This window comes from Curtobacterium sp. MCPF17_050, assembly GCF_003224435.2.
In the GTDB taxonomy this organism is placed as follows: Bacteria; Actinomycetota; Actinomycetes; order Actinomycetales; family Microbacteriaceae; genus Curtobacterium.
Map to the genome: position 1 here is coordinate 1,594,124 of NZ_CP126250.1, position 18,774 is coordinate 1,612,897.

An 18,774-nucleotide genomic window follows, 5' to 3' on the forward strand; every position below is an offset into this window, starting at 1 on the left:
TTAGCAGTAAGGAGAATCATTCCCATGTAGCGTGGTCGCCCGTGACCTGGCTGACCGACCCGTTCTCCGTCGACTTCATGCTCCGTGCCCTCGTCGCCGGAGCCACGGCCGCGGTGCTCTGTGCCGTCGTCGGGACCTGGGTGCTCGTCCGGGGGATGGCGTTCCTCGGCGAGGCCCTCGCGCACGGCATGCTGCCCGGCGTCGCGGTCGCCACCCTGACCGGCGTCCCGGCCGTGCTCGGCGCCGCCGTGAGTGCCGGCGTGATGGTCGCGGGCGTGCAGGCGCTCCGTCGCCGTGGCGGCCTGTCGTACGACACGGCGATCGGCCTGCTCTTCGTCGGCATGCTCGCGCTCGGGGTCATCATCGTGTCCGGGTCCCGGTCCTTCGCCACCGACGTCACCGCGATCCTGTTCGGCGACGTGCTCGCGGTCACCACCGCCGACCTCGGCACGCTCGCGGTCGCAGCCGGTGCCGCCCTCGCCGTCGCCGCGGTGTTCCACCGACCCTTCACGGCCGCGGCGTTCGACCCGCGCAAGTCCGCGACGCTCGGCTTGCGGCCGCGCCTGGCCGAGGTCGTCCTCGTGGCGCTCGTGACCCTCGCCGTCGTCGCCTCCTACCGGGCCGTCGGGACGCTGCTCGTCGTCGGGCTGCTCCTGGCCCCCGCCGCGGCCGCCCGTGCGTGGACCCGCGGCACCGGCCCGACCATGGCGCTCGGCGCGGTGCTCGGGGTGGCCGCGGTCGCGACCGGCCTGCTCGTCTCCTGGCACGCCGGCACCGCCGCCGGCGCGAGCATCGCCCTCGTCGCGATCGTCGCCGTCGTCGTCTCGCACGGTCTCCGCCGTGCGACCCGTCTCCTCGTCCACCGTCCCCGGAAGGAACCATGCACCACCTCCGCACCCGACCAGCCCCGATCGCCGTCCCGGCAGCGCTCGGCGTCGCTGCCGCGCTCCTCCTGAGCTCCTGCTCCGCACCGGACGCCGACCCGCCCGGCGCCTCCGGTGGACCGTCGTCCGCCTCGGCGAAGCCGCACGGGTTCGTCGAGGGCGCGTCCGAGGCGTCCGAGCCCCAGCTCCGGCTGCTGCTCGCCGACGCCGACGGGAGCGTCGCCGTCCACGACCTGCTCGCGGCCGAGACCGAGTCGCTCGACGACGTCCCGGCTCCCGAGCACGCGGCGACCGACGGCCGGTTCCTCGCCACGAGCGACGGGGAGCGGACGACGATCGTCGACGGCGGCGCCTGGACCGTCGACCACGGCGACCACACGCACTACTACGACGCCGCGGCCCGGGTCGTCGGCAGCCTCGACGGCGCAGGGCCGGTCACGATCGCCTCCTCGGAGTCGACCACGACCCTCGCCTGGTCGGCGTCCGGCCGGGCGGTCGCCCTCGACCGCGACGCCCTCGGCCAGGGCGAGGTGCGGGAGACCGCGAGGGTCGACGACGCCGGCGTCCTCCTGCCGCTCGGCACGCTCCTCGTCTCCGGTGACGCGGCTGGGGACCGCGTCCGGGTGCTCGACGCCGCGGGGGAGCTGACCGGCGTCGACGCCGCGTGCGTCGACCCGGCCGGCGGCATCGTCACCCGTGTCGGCGCGGTCGTCGGGTGCGCGGACGGCGCGGTGCTCGTCACCGAGGACCCGGACGGCGGCGACCCGGTCGTCGAGACGGTCGGCGTCGCTGCCGGGTCGACGCTGCCGCGCGCGACCGACTTCGCGAACCGCACCGGTCGGCCGACCGTGGCCGCCCTCGCCGGGGACACCGGCTACTGGTTGCTCGACACCCGGGAGCGCTCCTGGCAGCACGTCCCGACCGACCGCCCCCTGCGCCAGGTCGTCGCGGTCGACGACACCGACGAGCACGTGGTCGCGCTCGATGCGGACGGACGGGTCCTCGTGTGGTCCGAGGGGGACTCCGCTCCCGTGACGACCGAGCCCCTCGTGTCGTCCGCTGCCGGTGCGACCCTGCAGCTCGACGCGCAGCGCGCCTACCTCTCCGACCCGGAGGAGTCCGTCGTGCACGAGGTCGACTTCGCCGACGACGCCCGGGTCGCCCGCTCCATCGACGTGCCGGTCCGGCCCGACGTGCTCGCCGAGGTCGGCCGGTGACCGGCGTCCGGCGGCTCGCGGTCGTGGCTGCCGTCGCGGTCGTGGCGCTCGGCACGACCGGCTGCTCCGCGGCGGAGCGTGACGACCGACCACTCGTCGCGGTCACGACGAACATCCTCGGCGACGTCGTCGAGCGTGTGGTCGGGGACAGTGCCGACGTCATGGTGCTCATGCCACGAAGTGCCGACCCGCACTCGTTCGAGGTCTCGGCGCAGGAGGCCGCCCGGCTGCGGACCGCGGACCTGGTCGTGGAGAACGGCCTCGGGCTCGAGGAGGGCGTCGCACGCCACGTCGCGGCAGCCGCGTCCGACGGGGTCCGGGTGTTCACCGCGGGGGAGGCGGTCGACGTGCTCGAGTGGACGAGCGAGGACGCCAGCGGCCCCGATCCGCACTTCTGGACCGACCCGGCCCGCATGACCGCCGTCGTGGACGCGCTCGGCGAGCAGCTCCACGAGGTCCCCGGGCTGGACGACGGCGCGCTCGACAGGGCACTCGAGGGCTACCGGGACGACCTCGAGGCGCTCGACGGGGACATGACCGCCGCGTTCGCCGCGCTGCCGGAGGACCGCCGTGCCCTCGTGACGAACCACCACGTGTTCGGGTACCTCGCCGACCGGTTCGGCTTCCGCGTGGTCGGGGCCGTGATCCCGAGCGGCACCACCCTCGCCTCGCCGAGCGCCGCGGACCTCCGCGACCTCGCCGCGGCGATCGAGGACGCCGACGTGCCGACGATCTTCGTCGACGCGTCCCAGCCCGCCCGTCTCGCCGAGGTGCTCGCGGACGAGGTGGACGTGCACGTCGCGATCCGGTCCCTCGCCACCGAGTCCCTCACCGCCGAGGGTGAGGGCGCGGCGTCGTACCTGGAGATGATGCGCTCGAACACCGACGCCATCGTCGACGGCCTGTCGGTTGGCGGATGAGAATGAGAATCAATACAGTGTCGGTCATGACGAAGAAGACCCTCCTCGCCCCGGCCGTGCTGCTCGGCGCGTCCGCCCTCCTCCTGACCGGGTGCGCCGGCTCCGGGACCCCCGCCGCCAGCGACAGCGCGTCGCCCGGTCCGGACGCAGCGGGTGCCGACACCGGCCACCGCATCGCCCTCACCTACGACGGCGGCCTGCTCGTCCTCGACCGCGACCTGCAGGTCGTCGGTGACCACGCCGTCGACGGCTTCACCCGCGTCAACCCGGCCGGCGACGACCGCCACGTGATGGTGACCGTCCCCGACGGCTTCCGCGTGCTCGACACCGCGGCCGGCACCAGCGCCGACTCCGCCCTGACCGACGTCACGTTCCCCGCCGACACCGGTGGGCACGTCGTCGTCCACGGCGACCGCACCGCACTCTTCGCGGACGGCTCCGGCGACGTCACGACGTTCGACACCGCCGACCTGGCGAGCGCCGTCGAGGGCGGCGGACTGCCGGAGGTCGACACGACCGAGTCGGAGGCCGCACACCACGGCGTCGCGATCGAGCTCGAGGACGGCACCCTCCTCACCACCATCGGCACCGAGGAGTCGCGCTCCGGCGTCCGCGCCCTCGACGCCGACGGTCAGGAGACCGCCCGCTCCGAGGAGTGCCCCGACGTGCACGGCGAGGGCACGGTGGCCGACGAGGTCGCCGTCTTCGGTTGCTCCGACGGCGCGCTCGTGTACCGGGACGGCGTGTTCGAGAAGGTCGACGCCCCGACCGAGTACGGCCGCAGCGGAAACCTGTTCACGACCGAGTCGTCGAGCATCGCGGTCGGCGACTTCAACGACGACCCCGACTCCGAGGGCTACCTCCTCGACCAGATCGCCCTGATCGACGCCGCGACGGGCGACTACCGTGTCGCCGACATGCCGGACGGCGTCGGCTTCACCTTCCGTGACCTGGCTCGCGGGCCGGAGGACTCCGCGGTGGCGCTCGGCAGCGACGGCGCCCTGCACGTGTTCGACGAGGAGACCGGCGAGGAGCTCGACAGCTTCCCCGTCATCGACGAGTGGGAGGGCCCCGCCGAGTGGCAGGACGCCCACCCGGCGCTGAAGGTCCTCGACGACGTCGCGTACGTCACCGACCCGGCCGAGCGCACCGTCACGGCGGTCGACCTCACCAGCGGTGACGTCATCGCCACCAGCGACCGCCTGCCGGGCGTCCCGAACGAGATCGCGGTCGTCTGACCGGTCCGCCGCGACCCGACGGACGGGAGGCTCGCCACCAGCCGGTGACGAGCCTCCCGTCCGTCGTCCGGTCGCCCCGGGCGAACGCGCCTCGGCTCCGTCCGCACTTACGGGGACGCGCCGGGAGCCGATAGTGCGAACTGACCACCCACGGACGGGCGGTCGAACACCTGCCCCACGGACGGCGGCGGGTCGATCGAGAACCAGGACGGGCCATGATCGTCGTCACACGACTCAACGGCAGCGGATTCGCTGTCAACCCCGATCTCGTGGAGCGCATCCAGGAGACGCCGGACACGACGCTCATCATGGTCGACGGGGCGAAGTACATCGTCCGCGAGTCCCTGGCCGAGGTCATCGAGCGGATCGCCGCGTACCGCGCCCGGATCGTCAGCATGGCCTACGGGACGGACCTGCCGTCGGCGCGGGACCTGACCACCACCGGGCCGCAGCCCACGCTCGCCCCCGTGGCGACCCTCCGCTCGCAGGACGGGGGGCGCTGAGATGGACATCGCGACCATCATCGGGATCCTCCTGGCCTTCGGCGCCCTGTTCGGCATGGCGCAGATGGAGCACGTCGAGATGGCGGGGCTCTTCCTGCCCGCACCGATGCTCCTCGTGTTCGTCGCCACCATCGGCTGCGGCGTCGCGAGCACGACCCTCAAGGACGCCCTCGCCGCCTTCAAGACCGTGCCCAAGGCGTTCACGGGCAAGGTGACGCCGCCGCAGACCGTCATCGACGACGTCGTCGGGCTCGCCGAGACGGCCCGCGCGAACGGCCTGCTCGCCCTCGAGCAGGAGGCCGACAAGCACGACGACCCGTTCATGAAGAAGGCCCTGCAGAACATCGCCGACGGCACGGACGGCGACGAGCTCCGGATCCTGCTCGAGGACGAGATCGAGTCGAACGCGGCGCCGATGCGGAGCGCGAGCGCGTTCTTCATGGGCCTCGGCGGCTTCGCTCCGACGGTCGGCATCATCGGCACCGTCGTCTCGCTCACCCACGTCCTCGCGAACCTCGGCAAGCCGGACGAGCTCGGGCCGCTCATCGCGAGTGCGTTCGTCGCCACGCTCTGGGGCCTGCTCACCGCGAACTTCCTCTGGCTGCCCTTCGGCGGCAAGCTCCGCAAGCTCGCGCAGCTCGAGTCCGACCGGCAGACGCTCCTCATGGAGGGCCTCCTCGCCGTGCAGGCCGGCAGCCAGCCTCGGCTCCTCGGGGAGCGCCTCACCGCGATGGTGCCGCCGAGCGCCCGTGGCGCATCGGGCAAGGGCGGGAAGAACAAGTCCGACGCCGACGACCAGCAGCTGGCGGCCTGACCGTGAGCGCGAACCCCCGCGGTCGCGGACGCGGCCGGAAGAAGGGCGGCCACGACGAGGCCGAGCACCCCGACGAGCGCTGGATGGCCTCGTACATGGACATGATCACGGTGCTCATGTGCATGTTCCTCGTGCTGTTCGCGATGTCCTCCGTGGACCAGGACAAGTACATGGCCCTCAAGGAGTCGCTCGCCACCGGGTTCGGCGAGGTCGAGTCGCAGAAGATCGACACCGCCTCGGGGACCATCGTCACGAAGGACGAGGTCGAGGACGGCACGGGCTACTCGGTGGACAAAGCACAGGCCGACCACTCCACGGCGGCGTCCGGTGCCGAGGACACGAACGCCGACCCAGCGGCCGCCGTCGTGCCGGCATCGGCGACGAAGGCCGACCTCGCGGCGGCGAAGGAGGAGCTCGACGACCTGCAGGCCATCGAGCGGGCCATCTCGGGGAACCTCGAGAAGGCCGGGCAGGACGCCAACGTCCAGTTCCGCCTCGACTCCCGCGGCCTCACCGTCCGGCTCGTCGGCAGCGACACGTACTTCGGCACGAACAGCGCCGACCTCTCCGACCAGGCGAAGCAGATCATGGACGCCATCGCGCCTGTGTTGCGCGGTGCCGACCACGACGTCAGCGTCGAGGGGCACGCCGACAGCCGGAACTCCACCGCCCCGTACGCCACGAACTGGGAGCTCAGCTCGGCCCGCGCGACCGGGGTGCTCCGGGACCTCGTCGAACGCGGTCAGATGCCGGCCGAGCGCATCCAGTCCGTCGGCTTCGGGTCGAGCCGCCCCCTGGCCAAGGGGACCCGGGAGCAGGACCTCGCCCTGAACCGCCGCGTTGACATCGTCGTCCTGTCGAACGCCGACCAGGACGTCAGCGCCCTCATGCCGGCCCTCGCCTCCGCGCAGGACGGGGTTCGCACCGGGTAGCGCCACGTCGCCCCAGAAGAGGGGCCAGAGCTGACGGCCGCCCGCCGGTGGCCGAGAGTGCGCTTCGTGACCGAGACCCTGACCGCGCCCGAGGTGTACGACTTCGCGCGCCCGTCGACGCTCGCGCGTGAGCACGCCCGGGTCCTCGAGCTCGCCTTCGAGACCTTCGCCCGCCAGTGGGGCACGCAGCTGACCGCGAAGGTGCGCGTCCTCAGCCAGGTCACGTGCGAGCAGGTCGCGATGATGACCTACGACGAGTACGCCGCGTCGCTCCCCGCGCTCACCGGCATGGTGCTGCTGCCGATCGAGGACGTCGCCGCGAAGGGCGTCCTGCAGGTGCCGCTCGACGCCGCCCTGACCTGGGTGTCGCACTCGCTCGGTGCCTCGAAGCCGCTGCCGACGCCGGAACGCACCTTCACACCGATCGAACAGGCACTCGTCCGCCGCCTCGTCGAGGACGCGCTGGACGACCTCCGCTACTCGCTCGGTGGGCTGCTCGAGCGCCCGGTGTCCGCCGGCGCCTTCCAGTTCAACAGCCAGTTCGCCCAGGCCGCGCAGAAGTCCGACCTGATGATCGTCGCGTCCTTCGAGATCCGTGTCGGCGACCGCATCGCCGACGGCACCCTCGCCCTCCCGGCCGAGGCCGTCCTCCCGCAGCTCGTCGACCGGCCCGCCGACGTCTCGACGGCCGACGCGAAGGCCCTCATCGACGCCCAGCTCGCCGCCGTGCCGGTGGGCGTCGCCCTGCGCTTCGCCCCCGCGACCGTGCTGCCGGCCCAGGTGCTCGGCCTCGCCGTCGGCGACGTCCTGCCCCTGCCGCACCCGCAGCACCGCCCGCTCACCATCTCCGTCGACGGTGAACCCGTCGGCACCGCCGCCGTCGGCGCGAACGGCTCGCGGCTCGCGGGCGTCGTCGTCACCACCACCGCATCGGAGCCGTCCGCATGACCGTCGTCACCTCCACGCTGCACACGACCGCCGCCGAGGCGCTCGCGAGCGCGTTGCCCACCCCCGTCCCGCTCGTCGCGACCGTCCAGCCGGGAGGCCCCACCCCCGACCTGCAGGCGCGCGCGGTCGACGCCGTGGTCGCCTCGTTCGTCGGCGGCGTGTCCGCGGACCTCGCGGTGGTCCTGCTCGACCTGGGCGGCATCACCGCCGCCGGTGGCGTCGAATCCGGGCTCGTCTCGGTGGCCGACGTGCTCCGCCCGTCGCTCGAGGCCGCGGTCGCACCGCTCGGCGCCGGCGTGCTCGGCGAGGGCCGCCGCGAGTCCGCCGCCGCGCTCGTCGCCGACCCGGAGACCGTCGTCTTCGCCCTCAGCGGTGCCGGGGCCCCGGCCGGCTGGGTCGCCGTCCGGATCCGCGAGAACGGCACCGTCGCCGAGACCGTCAGCGCGGCGCCGACCCTGCCCGCGGGCAACCTCGGCCGCATCAACAGCGTCGAGATGACCCTGACCGTCGAGATCGGTCGCACCCGGATGTCCGTCCGCGACGTGCTCGGCATGGAGCCCGGCGCGGTCGTCGAACTCGACCGCTCGGCCGGGGCGCCCGCCGACGTCCTGCTCAACGGCCGCCTCATCGCCCACGGCGAGGTCGTCGTCGTCGACCAGGACTACGCGGTCCGCATCACCAAGATCCTCGACGTCGCCGAGACGGTCTGACCCCGGTGGACACGCTCGTCATCGCGCTCCGCGTCGCGCTCTCCCTCGGCGTCGTGCTCGCCCTCATGTGGGTGCTGCACCGACGCATGCAGAAGGGGCAGTTCGGCGCCGCCCGCGCGCGCGGGCGTCGATCGGCCTCGGTCGAGGTCGTCGGCCGTCAGGCGATCGGCGGCAAGGCGAGCGTCGTCGTGGTCGACGTCGATGGTGAGCGGCTCGTCCTCGGCGTCGCCGAGCAGGGCGTGACGCTCCTCACGAGCGGGCAGGCGCCCGCACCGGAGCTGACGATCGTGACGGGTCCGGTCGCGCTGCCGACGGCCGACGCGTTCGGCGCGGAACTCGACCGGCAGGACCAGGCCGCACCGGGCCTCCCGGCCGTCGCGACCGCCCCGGCCGACGCCGAGGGACGCGTCACCGACCCACTGCCGCTCCGGCCGCGCGGCCGCCGTGCCCACCGGACGGTCCGTGCGGCGGACACGCGGGTCGTCCCGACCGCGGCCCAGCTGCAGGGGTCGATCCTCTCGGCGGACACCTGGCGCCAGGCAGCGTCGGTCCTCCGCTCGCGGCGGACCGGGTGAGCGCCGCCCGCACGGGCAGGCTCCTGCTGTTCGTCCTCCTCGGGCTGACGGTGGTCGCCGGCTTCCTCATGCTCACGACCACCGGAGCGCACGCCGCCGGCGTCGTCGAGCCCACCGCCCCCGCGGCGCCGTCCGCGCCCGCGACCCCGTCGACGGGTGGTTTCAGCGTCGACGTGAACGGGCCGGACGGCACCCCGTCGTCCGCCGTCGTCACACTCATCGGGATCACGTTGCTCAGCGTCGCCCCGGCGCTGCTGCTCATGATGACGTCGTTCACGAAGATCTTCGTCGTCCTCGCGATGACCCGGAACGCCCTCGGCCTGCAGTCGATCCCGCCGAACCAGGTGATCGCCGGACTCGCGCTGTTCCTGTCCCTCTTCGTGATGGCACCGGTGATCGGCCATGTGAACGATGACGCCCTGCAGCCCTACCTCGCCGGGAAGATCGACTTCCAGCAGGCCGTCGACGCCGGGACCGCACCGCTGCGCACCTTCATGCTGCACCAGACCCGGGACGAGGACGTCGCCCTCATCACCCGCGCGGCCGGTCGGGACAACCCCGCGCGGATGGCCGACGTGCCGATGACCACGGTCATCCCGGCGTTCGTCATCTCCGAGCTGCGCAGCGCGTTCATCATCGGGTTCGTCATCTTCATCCCGTTCCTCGTCATCGACCTCGTCGTCTCCGCGGCCCTCATGTCGATGGGCATGATGATGCTCCCGCCGGTGATGATCTCGCTGCCGTTCAAGATCCTGCTGTTCGTCCTCGTCGACGGATGGGGTCTCATCATCACGTCCCTCATCGAGAGCTACCACGTTGTCTAGCGCGGTCCGGCCCGGGAGGCACCCGTGAACCAGCAGGCGGTCATCGACCTCACCCTCCAGGCGCTCCTCGTCGCGGGGAAGCTCGCCGCGCCCGTCCTCGTCACCTCGCTCGTGGTCGGGTTCGCGATCTCGCTGTTCCAGTCCGTGACGCAGATCCAGGAGGTCACGCTCTCGTTCGTGCCGAAGGCCCTCGCCGTCGCCGTCGCGCTCGTCGTCTGCGGCAACTGGATGATCTCCGAGATGGTCGCGTTCACGCACGTGGCGTTCGACATGATCCCGAAGCTGCTCGGGAGCGGCTGATGGAGCTGCTGTTCGACGCGGCCCGGCTCGAGGGCACCATGCTCGCCGGCGTCCGGCTCGTCGCGTTCTTCGTCGTGGCCCCGCCGTTCTCCTACCGCGCGTTCCCCGGCGTGGTGAAGGTCATCCTCGGCCTGGGGCTCGCGATCGGCGTCGCACCGAAGGTGACCGCCGGCTACGAGCAGCTCGACACCGCGACCTTCCTCGTCGCGCTCGTGACGCAGCTGCTCGTCGGCCTCGTCCTCGGCTTCATGGTGTACCTCGTCTTCGCCGCGGTGCAGTCCGCCGGAGCGCTGATCGACCTGTTCGGCGGCTTCACGCTGGCGCAGGCGTTCGACCCGCAGTCGCAGGTGAACGGCGCGCAGTTCACCCGCCTGTTCCAGATGGCGTCCCTCGCGCTGCTGTTCGCCTCCGGCGGGTACCAGCTCATCATCGGGGGACTCGTCCGCTCGTTCGACGGGGTCCCGCTCGTGGACGGACGGTTCCCGATCGACGGCGTCGCCCCGATGCTCGTCGCGGCCTTCGGGCAGATGTTCCTCGCCGCGCTGCAGATCGCCGGGCCGCTCGTGGTCGTGCTCTTCCTGGCCGACGTCGGCCTCGGGCTGCTCACGCGTGTCGCCCCCGCGCTCAACGCGTTCCAGATGGGCTTCCCGATCAAGATCGGGCTCACCGTCCTGTTCGCCGGCGCGCTGTTCATGGCGCTGCCGAGTGTCGTGTCGTCCCTCACCGGCGACGCCGTGCAGGCCATCACGGGCAGGGGGTGACGGCATGTCGGACAGCGGAGAACGCTCCGAACAAGCGACCGCGAAGCGGATGCGCGAGGTGCGCAGGAAGGGGCAGCTCGGCCGGTCGCAGGACCTCAGCGCCTGGATCGGCATCGCCGCCGCCGCGCTGATGTTCCCCTCGCTCATCGGGCACGCGTCGGCCGCCGGACAGCAGCAGATGCGCGCCGTCGCGCTCGTCATCGCCGACCCCACCGTCGGCACCATGCGGCACGTGTTCGACGAGGCACTCGGCTCGATCGGCGCGACGCTCGGTCCGATGCTCGGGGTGGTCGCGGTCGCCGTGCTCGCCACCTCGGTCGCGCAGGGCGGGGTGCACGCCAAGAAGCTCACGCCGGAGCCCGACCACTTCGACCCCGTGGCCGGCCTCAAGCGGGTGTTCGGGACGCAGGCGCTGTGGAACGGCGTCAAGGCACTGCTGAAGACCGCGGTGGTCGGCCTCGTGCTCTGGTTCGCGGTGCAGGGACTCGTGCCCGTCCTCATGTCGAGCGGGTCCCTGCCGCTGACCAGTGTCCTCGAGGCGGCCGGTGCCGGCGCGGGCACCCTCCTGCAGGCCGCCGTCGCCGCCGGACTCGTGCTCGCCGCCCTCGACGTGTTCGTCGTCATCCGCCGGAACCGCAAGCGCACGATGATGACGAAGCGCGAGGTCAAGGACGAGAACAAGCAGGCCGAGGGCGACCCGCTCGTGAAGTCGCAGCGCCGGTCCCGACAGCTCGCCGCCAGCCGCAACCGGATGATCGCGGCCATCGGCACCGCCGACGTCGTGATGACGAACCCCACGCACTACGCCGTGGCGATCAAGTACGAGGCCGGCAAGTCGGCACCCAAGGTCGTCGCGAAGGGGGCCGGCCCGGTCGCCGACGCCATCCGGCAGAAGGCCGAGGAGGAGCGCGTGCCGATGGTGCGGGACGTCCCACTCACCCGTGCGCTGCACGCGGCGTGCGAGCTCGGCCAGGAGATCCCGGTCGACCTCTACACCCCGGTCGCCCGCGTCCTGTCCTTCGTCATGACGCTCGCCGCGCACGGCGCCGCGAGCGGCACGCACACCCCGCCCCGCCCCACCACCCCGGAGGAGGTCGCCACCGTGCTCGACCCGACCACGCTCAGCGGCGACGTCCGCCCCCGCAAGCTCCGGACACCGCGTCCCGCCACCGACCACACTCCCGGAGAGGCCCTCCCCGCATGAAGCGCGCCGACCTGCCGAAGTTCGCCGTCCCGGTGCTCATCGTCGGCATCATCCTGCTGCTGATCCTGCCGGTGCCGCCGTTCCTGCTGGACGTCCTCATCATCTGCAACATCCTGCTGGCGCTGGTGATCCTGCTCACGACGCTCTTCGTGAAGAAGCCGCTCGACTTCTCGGTGTTCCCGTCGCTGCTGCTCGTCGCGACGCTGTTCCGGCTCGGGCTCAACGTCGCCTCGACACGACTCGTGCTCGCCCAGGGGTTCGCGGGCGACGTCATCCAGGCCTTCGGGCACGTCGCCGTCGCCGGCTCGGTCATCATCGGCGCGGTGATCTTCCTCATCCTCGTGGTGATCCAGTTCGTCGTCGTCACGAAGGGCGCCGAGCGCGTCGCCGAGGTCGGCGCCCGCTTCACCCTCGACGCCATGCCGGGCAAGCAGATGGCGATCGACGCGGACCTCAACGCCGGGCTCATCACGGACGTCCAGGCGAAGGAGCGCCGCGCGGCGGTGTCCGCCGAGGCCGACTTCTACGGCGCGATGGACGGTGCGTCGAAGTTCGTCAAGGGCGACGCGATCGCCGGCATCCTGATCCTCGTCATCAACCTGGTCGGCGGGATCGCCATCGGCATGCTGCAGAACGGCATGTCGATCACCGACGCGCTGTCGCACTACGGCATCCTCACCATCGGCGACGGCCTCGTGTCCCAGATCCCGGCGCTCCTCATGGCCGTGTCGACCGGCATGATCGTCACCCGCTCGGGCGCCGAGTCCGACATCGGCACGTCGGCGTCCGACCAACTCTCGCAGTCCCGCACCGCGCTGATGATCGCCGGTGCGGCGGCGATCGCGATGGGGTTCATCCCCGGCATGCCGATCCTGCCCTTCCTGCTGATCGGCGCGGCCCTCCTCTTCACCGGGTGGCGGATCGGCCAGAACGCCAAGCGTGCCGCAGCGACGGCAGCCGAGCAGCAGGCCATCGCGGCCGCAGCACCCCCGAGCGACACCCCCGAGGACCTGCTCGAGCAGATGCGCGTGCACGCGCTGGAGATCCTCCTGGCGCCGGACCTCGTCGACATGGTCTCCGGCGCGTCCGACGACTTGCTCGGCCGGGTCCGGGCGCTCCGCCGGAAGATCGCCGTCGACATGGGCATCGTCGTGCCGCCGGTCCGCACCCGGGACAGCATCGACCTGCCGCCGTCGACCTACGCGATCCGCATCGCCGGCGTCGAGGCCGGCCGCGGCACCGCCCCCGCGCGGAGCGTGCTGGCCCTCGGCGAGCAGCTCGACGGCCTGCCGGGCGACCCCACCGTCGAGCCGGTGTTCGGACTGGCCGGCAAGTGGGTGCCCGCGGAACTCCGGCACGCCGCCGAGATGACCGGCGCGACCGTGATCGACCGGGTCTCCGTGCTCGTCACGCACCTGCAGGCCGTGATCGGCGACAACGCCGCTCGTCTGCTCACCCGCGAGGACGTCAAGGTGCTCGCGGAGGGCGTCAAACAGGTGAACCCCGCTGCGGTCGAGGAACTCGTCCCCGGCATGCTCTCGATGGCCGAACTCCAGCGCGTGCTGCAGGGCCTGCTCGCCGAGCGCGTGCCGATCAACGACCTCGGGCGCATCTGCGAGGCGCTGACCCTCCGTGCGAAGGTCTCCACCGACCCGGAGGGTCTCGTCGAGTCCGCGCGGGCCGCGCTCGGTCCGGCCCTCGCCGCCCGCCACCTGGACGGCGCCGTGCTCCGTGTGATCATGATCGACCCGGTGCTCGAACAGGCGATGCTCGAGGGGCTCCGTCCCTCCGAGCAGGGGACCCAGATCCTCCTCGACGCGCACCGGATCGAGCAGGTGCTCGGTTCCGTGCGGGACTCGGTCCGCGCCGTCGAGGAGCAGGGGCTCTCCGCCGTCCTGGTCTGTGCCCCGCAACTCCGCCCGGCCGTGCACCGCATGGTGTCCGCGCAGGCGAACGGCCTGCCCGTGCTCTCGTACCAGGAGGCCACGGCAGCGGGGTCCACCATCGAGACCGTGGGAGTGGTCCGTGCCGCCGATCCGATCGCAGCGTAGCGGCGCCACGCTCGACGAGGTCCGTGCCGCGGTCCTCGCCGAGTTCGGACCCGCGGCCCGCATCGTCGCCGCCGAGCGGGTGACGACCGGTGGGGTCGCCGGACTGTTCCGTCGGGCGCACGTCGAGGCGACGGTCGAGTTCCCGGACCCCCTCGACCCGCCGACGGCCCGCGTCACGATCGCCGCGTCACCCGCCAGGCGGATCGGCATCGCAGCGCTCCTCGCCGACGCGGAGGCGGCCGAGGCCCGGATCGCGGACGCCGACGGGACCTCCACCACCCGGGCCGACGCCTTCGCCTCGGTGCTCGACGGCTTCGCGGCCGACGGACTGGCCCCGCCGCGCCGGGCCGTCGCCGGTCCCGTGCCGGCCGAGCCGGGCCTCCAGGACGTCCCGTCCGGGGCGGCGTCCGCCGCGCCCGGTGCGTCGACCACATCGGTCGCGTCCGCCGTGACGGGAGGCCCGGACGCGGACCCGAGGGCCGCGGACCCGTGGGCCGACCTGCGTCCCGAGCTGCCCGCGGCCGCGGCTCCCGCGCCCGTCCGGACCCCCGCACCCGCGGTCTGCTCGGCCGACGGCGACCTCGTGCTCCTCGTCGGTCGCGCGGCCGACGTCGACGCCGCCGCCGGGGTCTTCGCCAGCAGGCACGGTCTGCGGGCGACACCGGCGTCCGACCGACGCAGCGGGATCCTCGCGCGCGCCGACGCGGTGCGGGACGGCGTGGCGCTGCTCGCGGTCGCGGCGTGGACCGACGTGGCGACGATCACCTCGCTCGCACCCGACCAGGTCTGGGTCGTGGTCGACGCCGGGCGCAAGCACGAGGACGCCCTCGCGATGCTCGCCGCGGTGGCGGACGCTCCGGTGCCGCTCGCCGGTGTGCTCGCGATCGGCACCGAGGAGACCGCGACGCCGGACAGCGTGTACCTGCTCGGTCTGCCCGTCCGGACGCTCTGACCGCCCGTCCTCGGGCCGCCGACGGCACCGGGCCGTGTCCCGGACGGGGCGGCGACGCGGAGTCGCTAGGCTTGCCGGGTGCTGGTACTCACGCGCAAGGTCGGCGAGCGGATCCTCATCGGTGACGACATCGTCATCACGGTGCTCGACTCCCGCGGCGACGGCGTCCGCATCGGCATCGACGCGCCCCGCGGTGTGAAGATCCAGCGCGAAGAGGTCGTCCGTGCCGTGGCCGAGGCGAACGTCGCCGCCGCTGCCGGAGCCGACGACGACGCCGAGGCGCGGCTGCGCGCAGCGCTCGGCGCCCCCCGTCCGCCCGTCGCCGACTGACGGGCGCCCCGGCGTCCGTTCGGGTCTGCATCGCGCTGGTCGGACCGGGCGCACAGCGTGGTGCGGTCAGGACATCAGCACGACGGCGGCGGCGCACCCAGCCCACAGGCTGCTGGCGAGCGTCCCGACGATGAAGCGCTCGCGGGCTTCAGCGGTGTCCAGCTCGGTGAACCTTCCGAGGCCCTTGATCGCGATCACGGCGGCGATGATCTCGAAGCGTCCGACCAGGGCCGCGCCGACGATCGCCGCGCGCTCGAGGTGACCGATCGCTGCGCCTCCCCGCATGACCTCCTGTTCGGTCGAGGACCCGGCCGTACTCACGGTCCTGCCCCCGGTCGCATCCTGCTGGTCCGTGTCCCCGCCCTGTGGTTCTGGTGAGTCAACGACGATCCCGCCGTTCTGGCCGGGGACCGACGACGGACGCACCGTCAGTCCGAGGACGAAGGAGGTGACGGAACTGCCACCCACCACGCCGAGTGTGACCACCGCGAGGCCGGCAGACGTGGCGAGCACCGGTGACGGAGCAGGGGGTCGGACACCGAACACGGTCACGAGCATCAACACGGCGACGACGACGAGGGGCGGTGTCGCCCGCCAGACCGGCGGGAGTCCGCGCCACGACGAGACGATGGTTGCCGCCGTGGCCAGGAGCACGGTCGACCCCCAGGCCGTCCACTGCCAGATCACGCGGCGCGGTCCGTCTCGGCCAGGAGCCGGACGAGAGCATGGTGCACCTGCGCCTCACCGCGGAGGCCGGCCGCCGCTGAACGGGCCGACACCGCCTGGGGAGATATCCCGAGCGCTTTGGCGGCTGCGGCGCCGGAGAGCCCACCGTCGAGCAGATCCGCCAGCTCCCACCCTTCGGGCGACCGCTTCGCGCGGTTCCGCAGGGTCTGTGCGAGCAGGGCCTCGACATCGGGACCGGAGAAGACCCGGTCGTCGTCGACCTCGACCGCGAACCGGTCCGGAGACCGCTTCGCGCGCTCGACAGCGGTCCGCGCGAGGAAGAACGCGGGCCCGGATGCTGCACGGGTCGATGTCGGGAGGGGGAGCTGGACGTCTCCGATGCCGATCCCCACGCTCCAATCCCCGGACCGCGTCAGGTGGAGCAACGCGTCCAGGACTGCCTCCGGCTGGTCCGAGAGGAGCTGGAACTCGTCCCCAGCCGTGCGCTCGGGGCCGAGCAGGACCCGGTCGCCGAGCCTGTCCCGGAGTTGCTCGATGGCGACATCGACGCGGTCGTCGTGTGACCGACTGGCGATCTGATCAGCGGTGATGACGTACATTGCACCTCCCGCATCAAGTCTATCAACTTGATCAGATGACCATCAAGCCCCGCGGCTTGATCGATGACCCTCAGCCGGGACCTTGGATCAGGGCCGGGGCTTCTTCTCCTGCTCCGGCAGCCGTCCGGCGGCGCGCTCGGCCTCGTACCACGCGCGGGCCTCGTCCTGTCGTGCCTGCTCCGCACCGCTCGCGATGGGGGAGCGCACGTGCGACGGCTCGTACCCGAAGGACGCGATGAGCTGCGGCACCACCGGACGGAGTCGAGCGACCAGCCGGTCCACGTACGCCGACACGGCCCGGGCCCGCTGCGCCGAGATCCGCCCGTGCAGCAGGTGCCAGTCGAGGTGCTGCTCGACGAGCCCGAGCGCGAACAGGTCGCGGAGCCAGACGAGCACCGTGCGGGTGTCACCCGGCGGGACGTCGTCGATCGCCTCGGTGAACGCCTCCCACTGCATGAGTTCCGCGTGCGCCTTCGACGCCTCGATCAACTCGTGCTGCGAGCGGTTCAGCAGCACGGCGGCGCGGGCGCGGTCCTTGCCGGCGGTGCGGAGCCGCATGCCGATCTCGGTGACCATCGTCTCGACCCGACCGACGAGCAGGGCGCGCTGGGTCTCCGGGTCCTGCAGGTCCGCGACCGAGGCCGCGAGGGACCCTCGGTCGGACACCGTCTGCCCGAGTCGGCGCAGACCGGTCGCGTCGGCCAGCTTCGACCCGACCTGCGCGGCGACGAACTTCGCCGTCGACGCGGCGTCGCGCGGCGCGGCCTTGCGGAAGTCGGTGAGCAGACGCTTGCCGACGAGCTGGAGGAGCACCGTGTTGTCGCCCTCGAACGTCACGTAGACGTCGAGGTCGGCACGGAGGCCCGTGATCCGGTTCTCCGCGAGGAAGCCCGCACCGCCGGTCGCCTCCCGGCACTCCTGCAGCGTGTCGAGGGCGGACCAGGTCGACATGGCCTTGAAGGCGGCGGCCTGCGTCTCGAGGTCCTCCCGGCGCTCCGGGGTGTCCTGCCGGCCGCTGAAGACGTCGTCGAACGTCTGCAGCAGCTTCTCGTGGGCGAACGACTGGGCGAACACCGTCGCCAGGCGGGGGATGAGCCGGCGCTGGTGGCGGCCGTAGTCGAGCAGGACCCCCTCCTGGCCGTCGCCGGTCGGGAACTGACGGCGCTCCATGGCGTAGGTCAGGGCGATCTGCAGCCCGATCTTCTGCGCCACGACCGCAGCGCCGTCGAGGGAGACACGTCCCTGCACCAGGGTGCCGAGCATCGTGAAGAAGCGGCGCCCGGGGGAGTCGATCGGGGAGGAGTACGTGCCGTCCTCGGCGACGTCGCCGTAGCGGTTGAGCAGGTTCGTCCGCGGGACCCGCACGTGGTCGAACCAGAGCCGGCCGTTGTCGATCCCGTTCAGGCCGCCCTTGACGCCGTCGTCCTCGCCGCCGACGCCGGGCAGGAAGGCACCCTCGTCGTCGCGCAGGGGGACGTAGAAGGCGTGCACGCCGTGGTCGACGCCCCGGGTGACGAGCTTCGCGAACACGACGGCGGCCTTGCCGTGCAGGGCGGCGTTGCCGATGTAGTCCTTCCACGCACCGCGGAACGGCGTGTGCACGACGAACTCCTGCGTCTCCGGGTCGTAGGTCGCGCTCGTGGCGATGTTCTGGACGTCCGAACCGTGCCCGGTCTCGGTCATCGCGAAGCACCCGGGCACGTCGAACTCGATGATGCCGGGCAGGAACTCGCGGTGGTTGCGCTCGGTGCCGAGGTGGTGCACCGCGGAGCCGAACAGACCCCACTGCACCCCGGCCTTGATCTGCAGCGACGGGTCCGCGACGGTGAGCTCCTCGAACGCCGCCAGGTTCCCGCCGTGGTTGTCCTGGCCGCCGAACTCCGGCGGGTACGGACGCTGGATCGCGCCGGCGTCGACGAGGATCCGCAGCTGCTCGAGCGTGCGCGCACGGTGCTCGGCGAGGGGCTGCCCCTCGATCTTGTGCAGCGCGGGGTCGCGGACGAGACGGCGGGAGATGCGGCGGTCCTCGGCCCAGCGGCCCAGCAGGTGCTCGGCGAGCAGGTCGACGTCGATGCGGACGTCGGTGTCGGTGCCGCCCGCGGGCGTCCCGGCCGCGGTGTCCCCGGTCGCGTCGGCCTTCGGCGCGCTGACCCCACCGGTGCTGGTGCGGATCGTGCTGCCGGCGGTGGTGCTGCTGGTGCGGCTCGGTGCGGTGTCGACCATCGGGTGCCTCCTGGACTGCGCGGTTCCGGACCGCGCCACTGCCACGGCGGTCCGACCCCACCAGCGTAGGCACCCGTGTTGCGCATGACATGACCGCCGTGC

20 protein-coding genes are annotated in these 18,774 nt (G+C 72.6%); 17 read left to right on the top strand and 3 right to left on the bottom strand.

Translation table 11 applies throughout. The annotated features are described in order from the left end of the window. The first annotated feature begins 41 nt into the window (after positions 1–41). The 17 genes from aztB to csrA all read left to right on the top strand — a co-directional run bounded on the left by aztB (position 42) and on the right by csrA (position 15,163). The gene (gene aztB, locus DEJ34_RS07570) at positions 42–956 is read left to right on the top strand and encodes a zinc ABC transporter permease AztB (RefSeq protein WP_110911284.1); all 915 of its coding nucleotides are present in this window, start codon (positions 42–44) and stop codon (positions 954–956) included. Next, on the top strand, positions 881–2,101 hold the full coding sequence (locus tag DEJ34_RS07575; protein WP_110911285.1) for an ABC transporter: 1,221 nt from the start codon (positions 881–883) through the stop codon (positions 2,099–2,101). The genes aztB and DEJ34_RS07575 overlap by 76 nt, the downstream gene beginning before the upstream one ends. Then, complete coding sequence (locus tag DEJ34_RS07580) at positions 2,098–3,021, top strand: metal ABC transporter substrate-binding protein (RefSeq protein ID WP_110911286.1); 924 nt, start codon at positions 2,098–2,100, stop codon at positions 3,019–3,021. Before DEJ34_RS07575 ends, DEJ34_RS07580 begins: the two co-directional genes overlap by 4 nt. A 26-nt stretch (positions 3,022–3,047) precedes the next feature. Then, positions 3,048–4,259: a hypothetical protein gene (locus DEJ34_RS07585; protein WP_181422242.1), complete on the top strand. Its 1,212-nt coding sequence runs from the start codon at positions 3,048–3,050 to the stop codon at positions 4,257–4,259. A 215-nt stretch (positions 4,260–4,474) separates the two neighbouring features. Continuing rightward, the gene (locus DEJ34_RS07590; protein ID WP_110824882.1) at positions 4,475–4,762 is read left to right on the top strand and encodes a flagellar FlbD family protein; all 288 of its coding nucleotides are present in this window, start codon (positions 4,475–4,477) and stop codon (positions 4,760–4,762) included. Position 4,763: 1 nt separating this feature from the next. Beyond that, the gene (locus DEJ34_RS07595) at positions 4,764–5,576 is read left to right on the top strand and encodes a motility protein A (RefSeq protein ID WP_110824883.1); all 813 of its coding nucleotides are present in this window, start codon (positions 4,764–4,766) and stop codon (positions 5,574–5,576) included. Positions 5,577–5,578: 2 nt separating this feature from the next. Next, on the top strand, positions 5,579–6,508 hold the full coding sequence (locus DEJ34_RS07600) for an OmpA/MotB family protein (RefSeq protein ID WP_110900090.1): 930 nt from the start codon (positions 5,579–5,581) through the stop codon (positions 6,506–6,508). Between the two features lie 66 nt (positions 6,509–6,574). After that, positions 6,575–7,456, top strand: coding sequence for a flagellar motor switch protein FliM (locus DEJ34_RS07605; RefSeq protein WP_110825195.1), 882 nt, complete (start codon positions 6,575–6,577; stop codon positions 7,454–7,456). Continuing rightward, a complete protein-coding gene (fliN, locus tag DEJ34_RS07610; RefSeq protein WP_110900091.1) occupies positions 7,453–8,166 on the top strand; it encodes a flagellar motor switch protein FliN in 714 nt (237 codons plus the stop codon). The genes DEJ34_RS07605 and fliN overlap by 4 nt, the downstream gene beginning before the upstream one ends. A gap of 5 nt (positions 8,167–8,171) precedes the next feature. Then, positions 8,172–8,741, top strand: coding sequence for a FliO/MopB family protein (locus tag DEJ34_RS07615; RefSeq protein ID WP_110900092.1), 570 nt, complete (start codon positions 8,172–8,174; stop codon positions 8,739–8,741). Then, entirely contained in the window at positions 8,738–9,565 is an 828-nt protein-coding gene (gene fliP, locus DEJ34_RS07620; protein WP_110900093.1) for a flagellar type III secretion system pore protein FliP, read from the top strand. The genes DEJ34_RS07615 and fliP overlap by 4 nt, the downstream gene beginning before the upstream one ends. Before the next feature lie 24 nt (positions 9,566–9,589). Beyond that, a complete protein-coding gene (locus DEJ34_RS07625; protein ID WP_110824888.1) occupies positions 9,590–9,865 on the top strand; it encodes a flagellar biosynthetic protein FliQ in 276 nt (91 codons plus the stop codon). Further along, a complete protein-coding gene (locus DEJ34_RS07630) occupies positions 9,865–10,626 on the top strand; it encodes a flagellar biosynthetic protein FliR (protein WP_110824889.1) in 762 nt (253 codons plus the stop codon). Before DEJ34_RS07625 ends, DEJ34_RS07630 begins: the two co-directional genes overlap by 1 nt. Positions 10,627–10,630: 4 nt before the next feature. Continuing rightward, complete coding sequence (locus tag DEJ34_RS07635) at positions 10,631–11,830, top strand: EscU/YscU/HrcU family type III secretion system export apparatus switch protein (protein ID WP_110911288.1); 1,200 nt, start codon at positions 10,631–10,633, stop codon at positions 11,828–11,830. Beyond that, positions 11,827–13,881: a flagellar biosynthesis protein FlhA gene (locus DEJ34_RS07640; protein WP_110824891.1), complete on the top strand. Its 2,055-nt coding sequence runs from the start codon at positions 11,827–11,829 to the stop codon at positions 13,879–13,881. The genes DEJ34_RS07635 and DEJ34_RS07640 overlap by 4 nt, the downstream gene beginning before the upstream one ends. Then, positions 13,856–14,833: a hypothetical protein gene (locus DEJ34_RS07645; RefSeq protein ID WP_110911289.1), complete on the top strand. Its 978-nt coding sequence runs from the start codon at positions 13,856–13,858 to the stop codon at positions 14,831–14,833. Before DEJ34_RS07640 ends, DEJ34_RS07645 begins: the two co-directional genes overlap by 26 nt. Before the next feature lie 78 nt (positions 14,834–14,911). Then, positions 14,912–15,163: a carbon storage regulator CsrA gene (csrA, locus tag DEJ34_RS07650; RefSeq protein WP_110911290.1), complete on the top strand. Its 252-nt coding sequence runs from the start codon at positions 14,912–14,914 to the stop codon at positions 15,161–15,163. Between the two features lie 66 nt (positions 15,164–15,229). Here the strand turns inward: csrA and DEJ34_RS07655 are convergent, their stop codons facing one another. From DEJ34_RS07655 to DEJ34_RS07665, 3 genes are all read right to left on the bottom strand, one after another. After that, positions 15,230–15,850, bottom strand: a complete 621-nt coding sequence (locus DEJ34_RS07655) for a hypothetical protein (RefSeq protein WP_110911291.1) — start codon at positions 15,848–15,850, stop codon at positions 15,230–15,232. Continuing rightward, a complete protein-coding gene (locus tag DEJ34_RS07660) occupies positions 15,847–16,449 on the bottom strand; it encodes a DNA-binding protein (protein WP_110911292.1) in 603 nt (200 codons plus the stop codon). Before DEJ34_RS07660 ends, DEJ34_RS07655 begins: the two co-directional genes overlap by 4 nt. Before the next feature lie 87 nt (positions 16,450–16,536). After that, a complete protein-coding gene (locus tag DEJ34_RS07665) occupies positions 16,537–18,672 on the bottom strand; it encodes an acyl-CoA dehydrogenase family protein (RefSeq protein WP_110911293.1) in 2,136 nt (711 codons plus the stop codon). Between the last annotated feature and the right edge of the window lie 102 nt (positions 18,673–18,774).

What these genes read in the sequence shown, in the direction of transcription:
- DEJ34_RS07575 (WP_110911285.1), top strand. Translation starts at nt 881, where the DNA reads ATGCACCACCTCCGCACCCGACCAGCCCCGATCGCCGTCCCGGCAGCG.
- DEJ34_RS07585 (WP_181422242.1), top strand. Translation starts at nt 3,048, where the DNA reads ATGACGAAGAAGACCCTCCTCGCCCCGGCCGTGCTGCTCGGCGCGTCC.
- DEJ34_RS07590 (WP_110824882.1), top strand. Translation starts at nt 4,475, where the DNA reads ATGATCGTCGTCACACGACTCAACGGCAGCGGATTCGCTGTCAACCCC.
- DEJ34_RS07595 (WP_110824883.1), top strand. Translation starts at nt 4,764, where the DNA reads ATGGACATCGCGACCATCATCGGGATCCTCCTGGCCTTCGGCGCCCTG.
- fliN (WP_110900091.1), top strand. Translation starts at nt 7,453, where the DNA reads ATGACCGTCGTCACCTCCACGCTGCACACGACCGCCGCCGAGGCGCTC.
- DEJ34_RS07630 (WP_110824889.1), top strand. Translation starts at nt 9,865, where the DNA reads ATGGAGCTGCTGTTCGACGCGGCCCGGCTCGAGGGCACCATGCTCGCC.
- DEJ34_RS07635 (WP_110911288.1), top strand. Translation starts at nt 10,631, where the DNA reads ATGTCGGACAGCGGAGAACGCTCCGAACAAGCGACCGCGAAGCGGATG.
- DEJ34_RS07640 (WP_110824891.1), top strand. Translation starts at nt 11,827, where the DNA reads ATGAAGCGCGCCGACCTGCCGAAGTTCGCCGTCCCGGTGCTCATCGTC.
- DEJ34_RS07660 (WP_110911292.1), bottom strand. Translation starts at nt 16,449, where the DNA reads ATGTACGTCATCACCGCTGATCAGATCGCCAGTCGGTCACACGACGAC.
- DEJ34_RS07665 (WP_110911293.1), bottom strand. Translation starts at nt 18,672, where the DNA reads ATGGTCGACACCGCACCGAGCCGCACCAGCAGCACCACCGCCGGCAGC.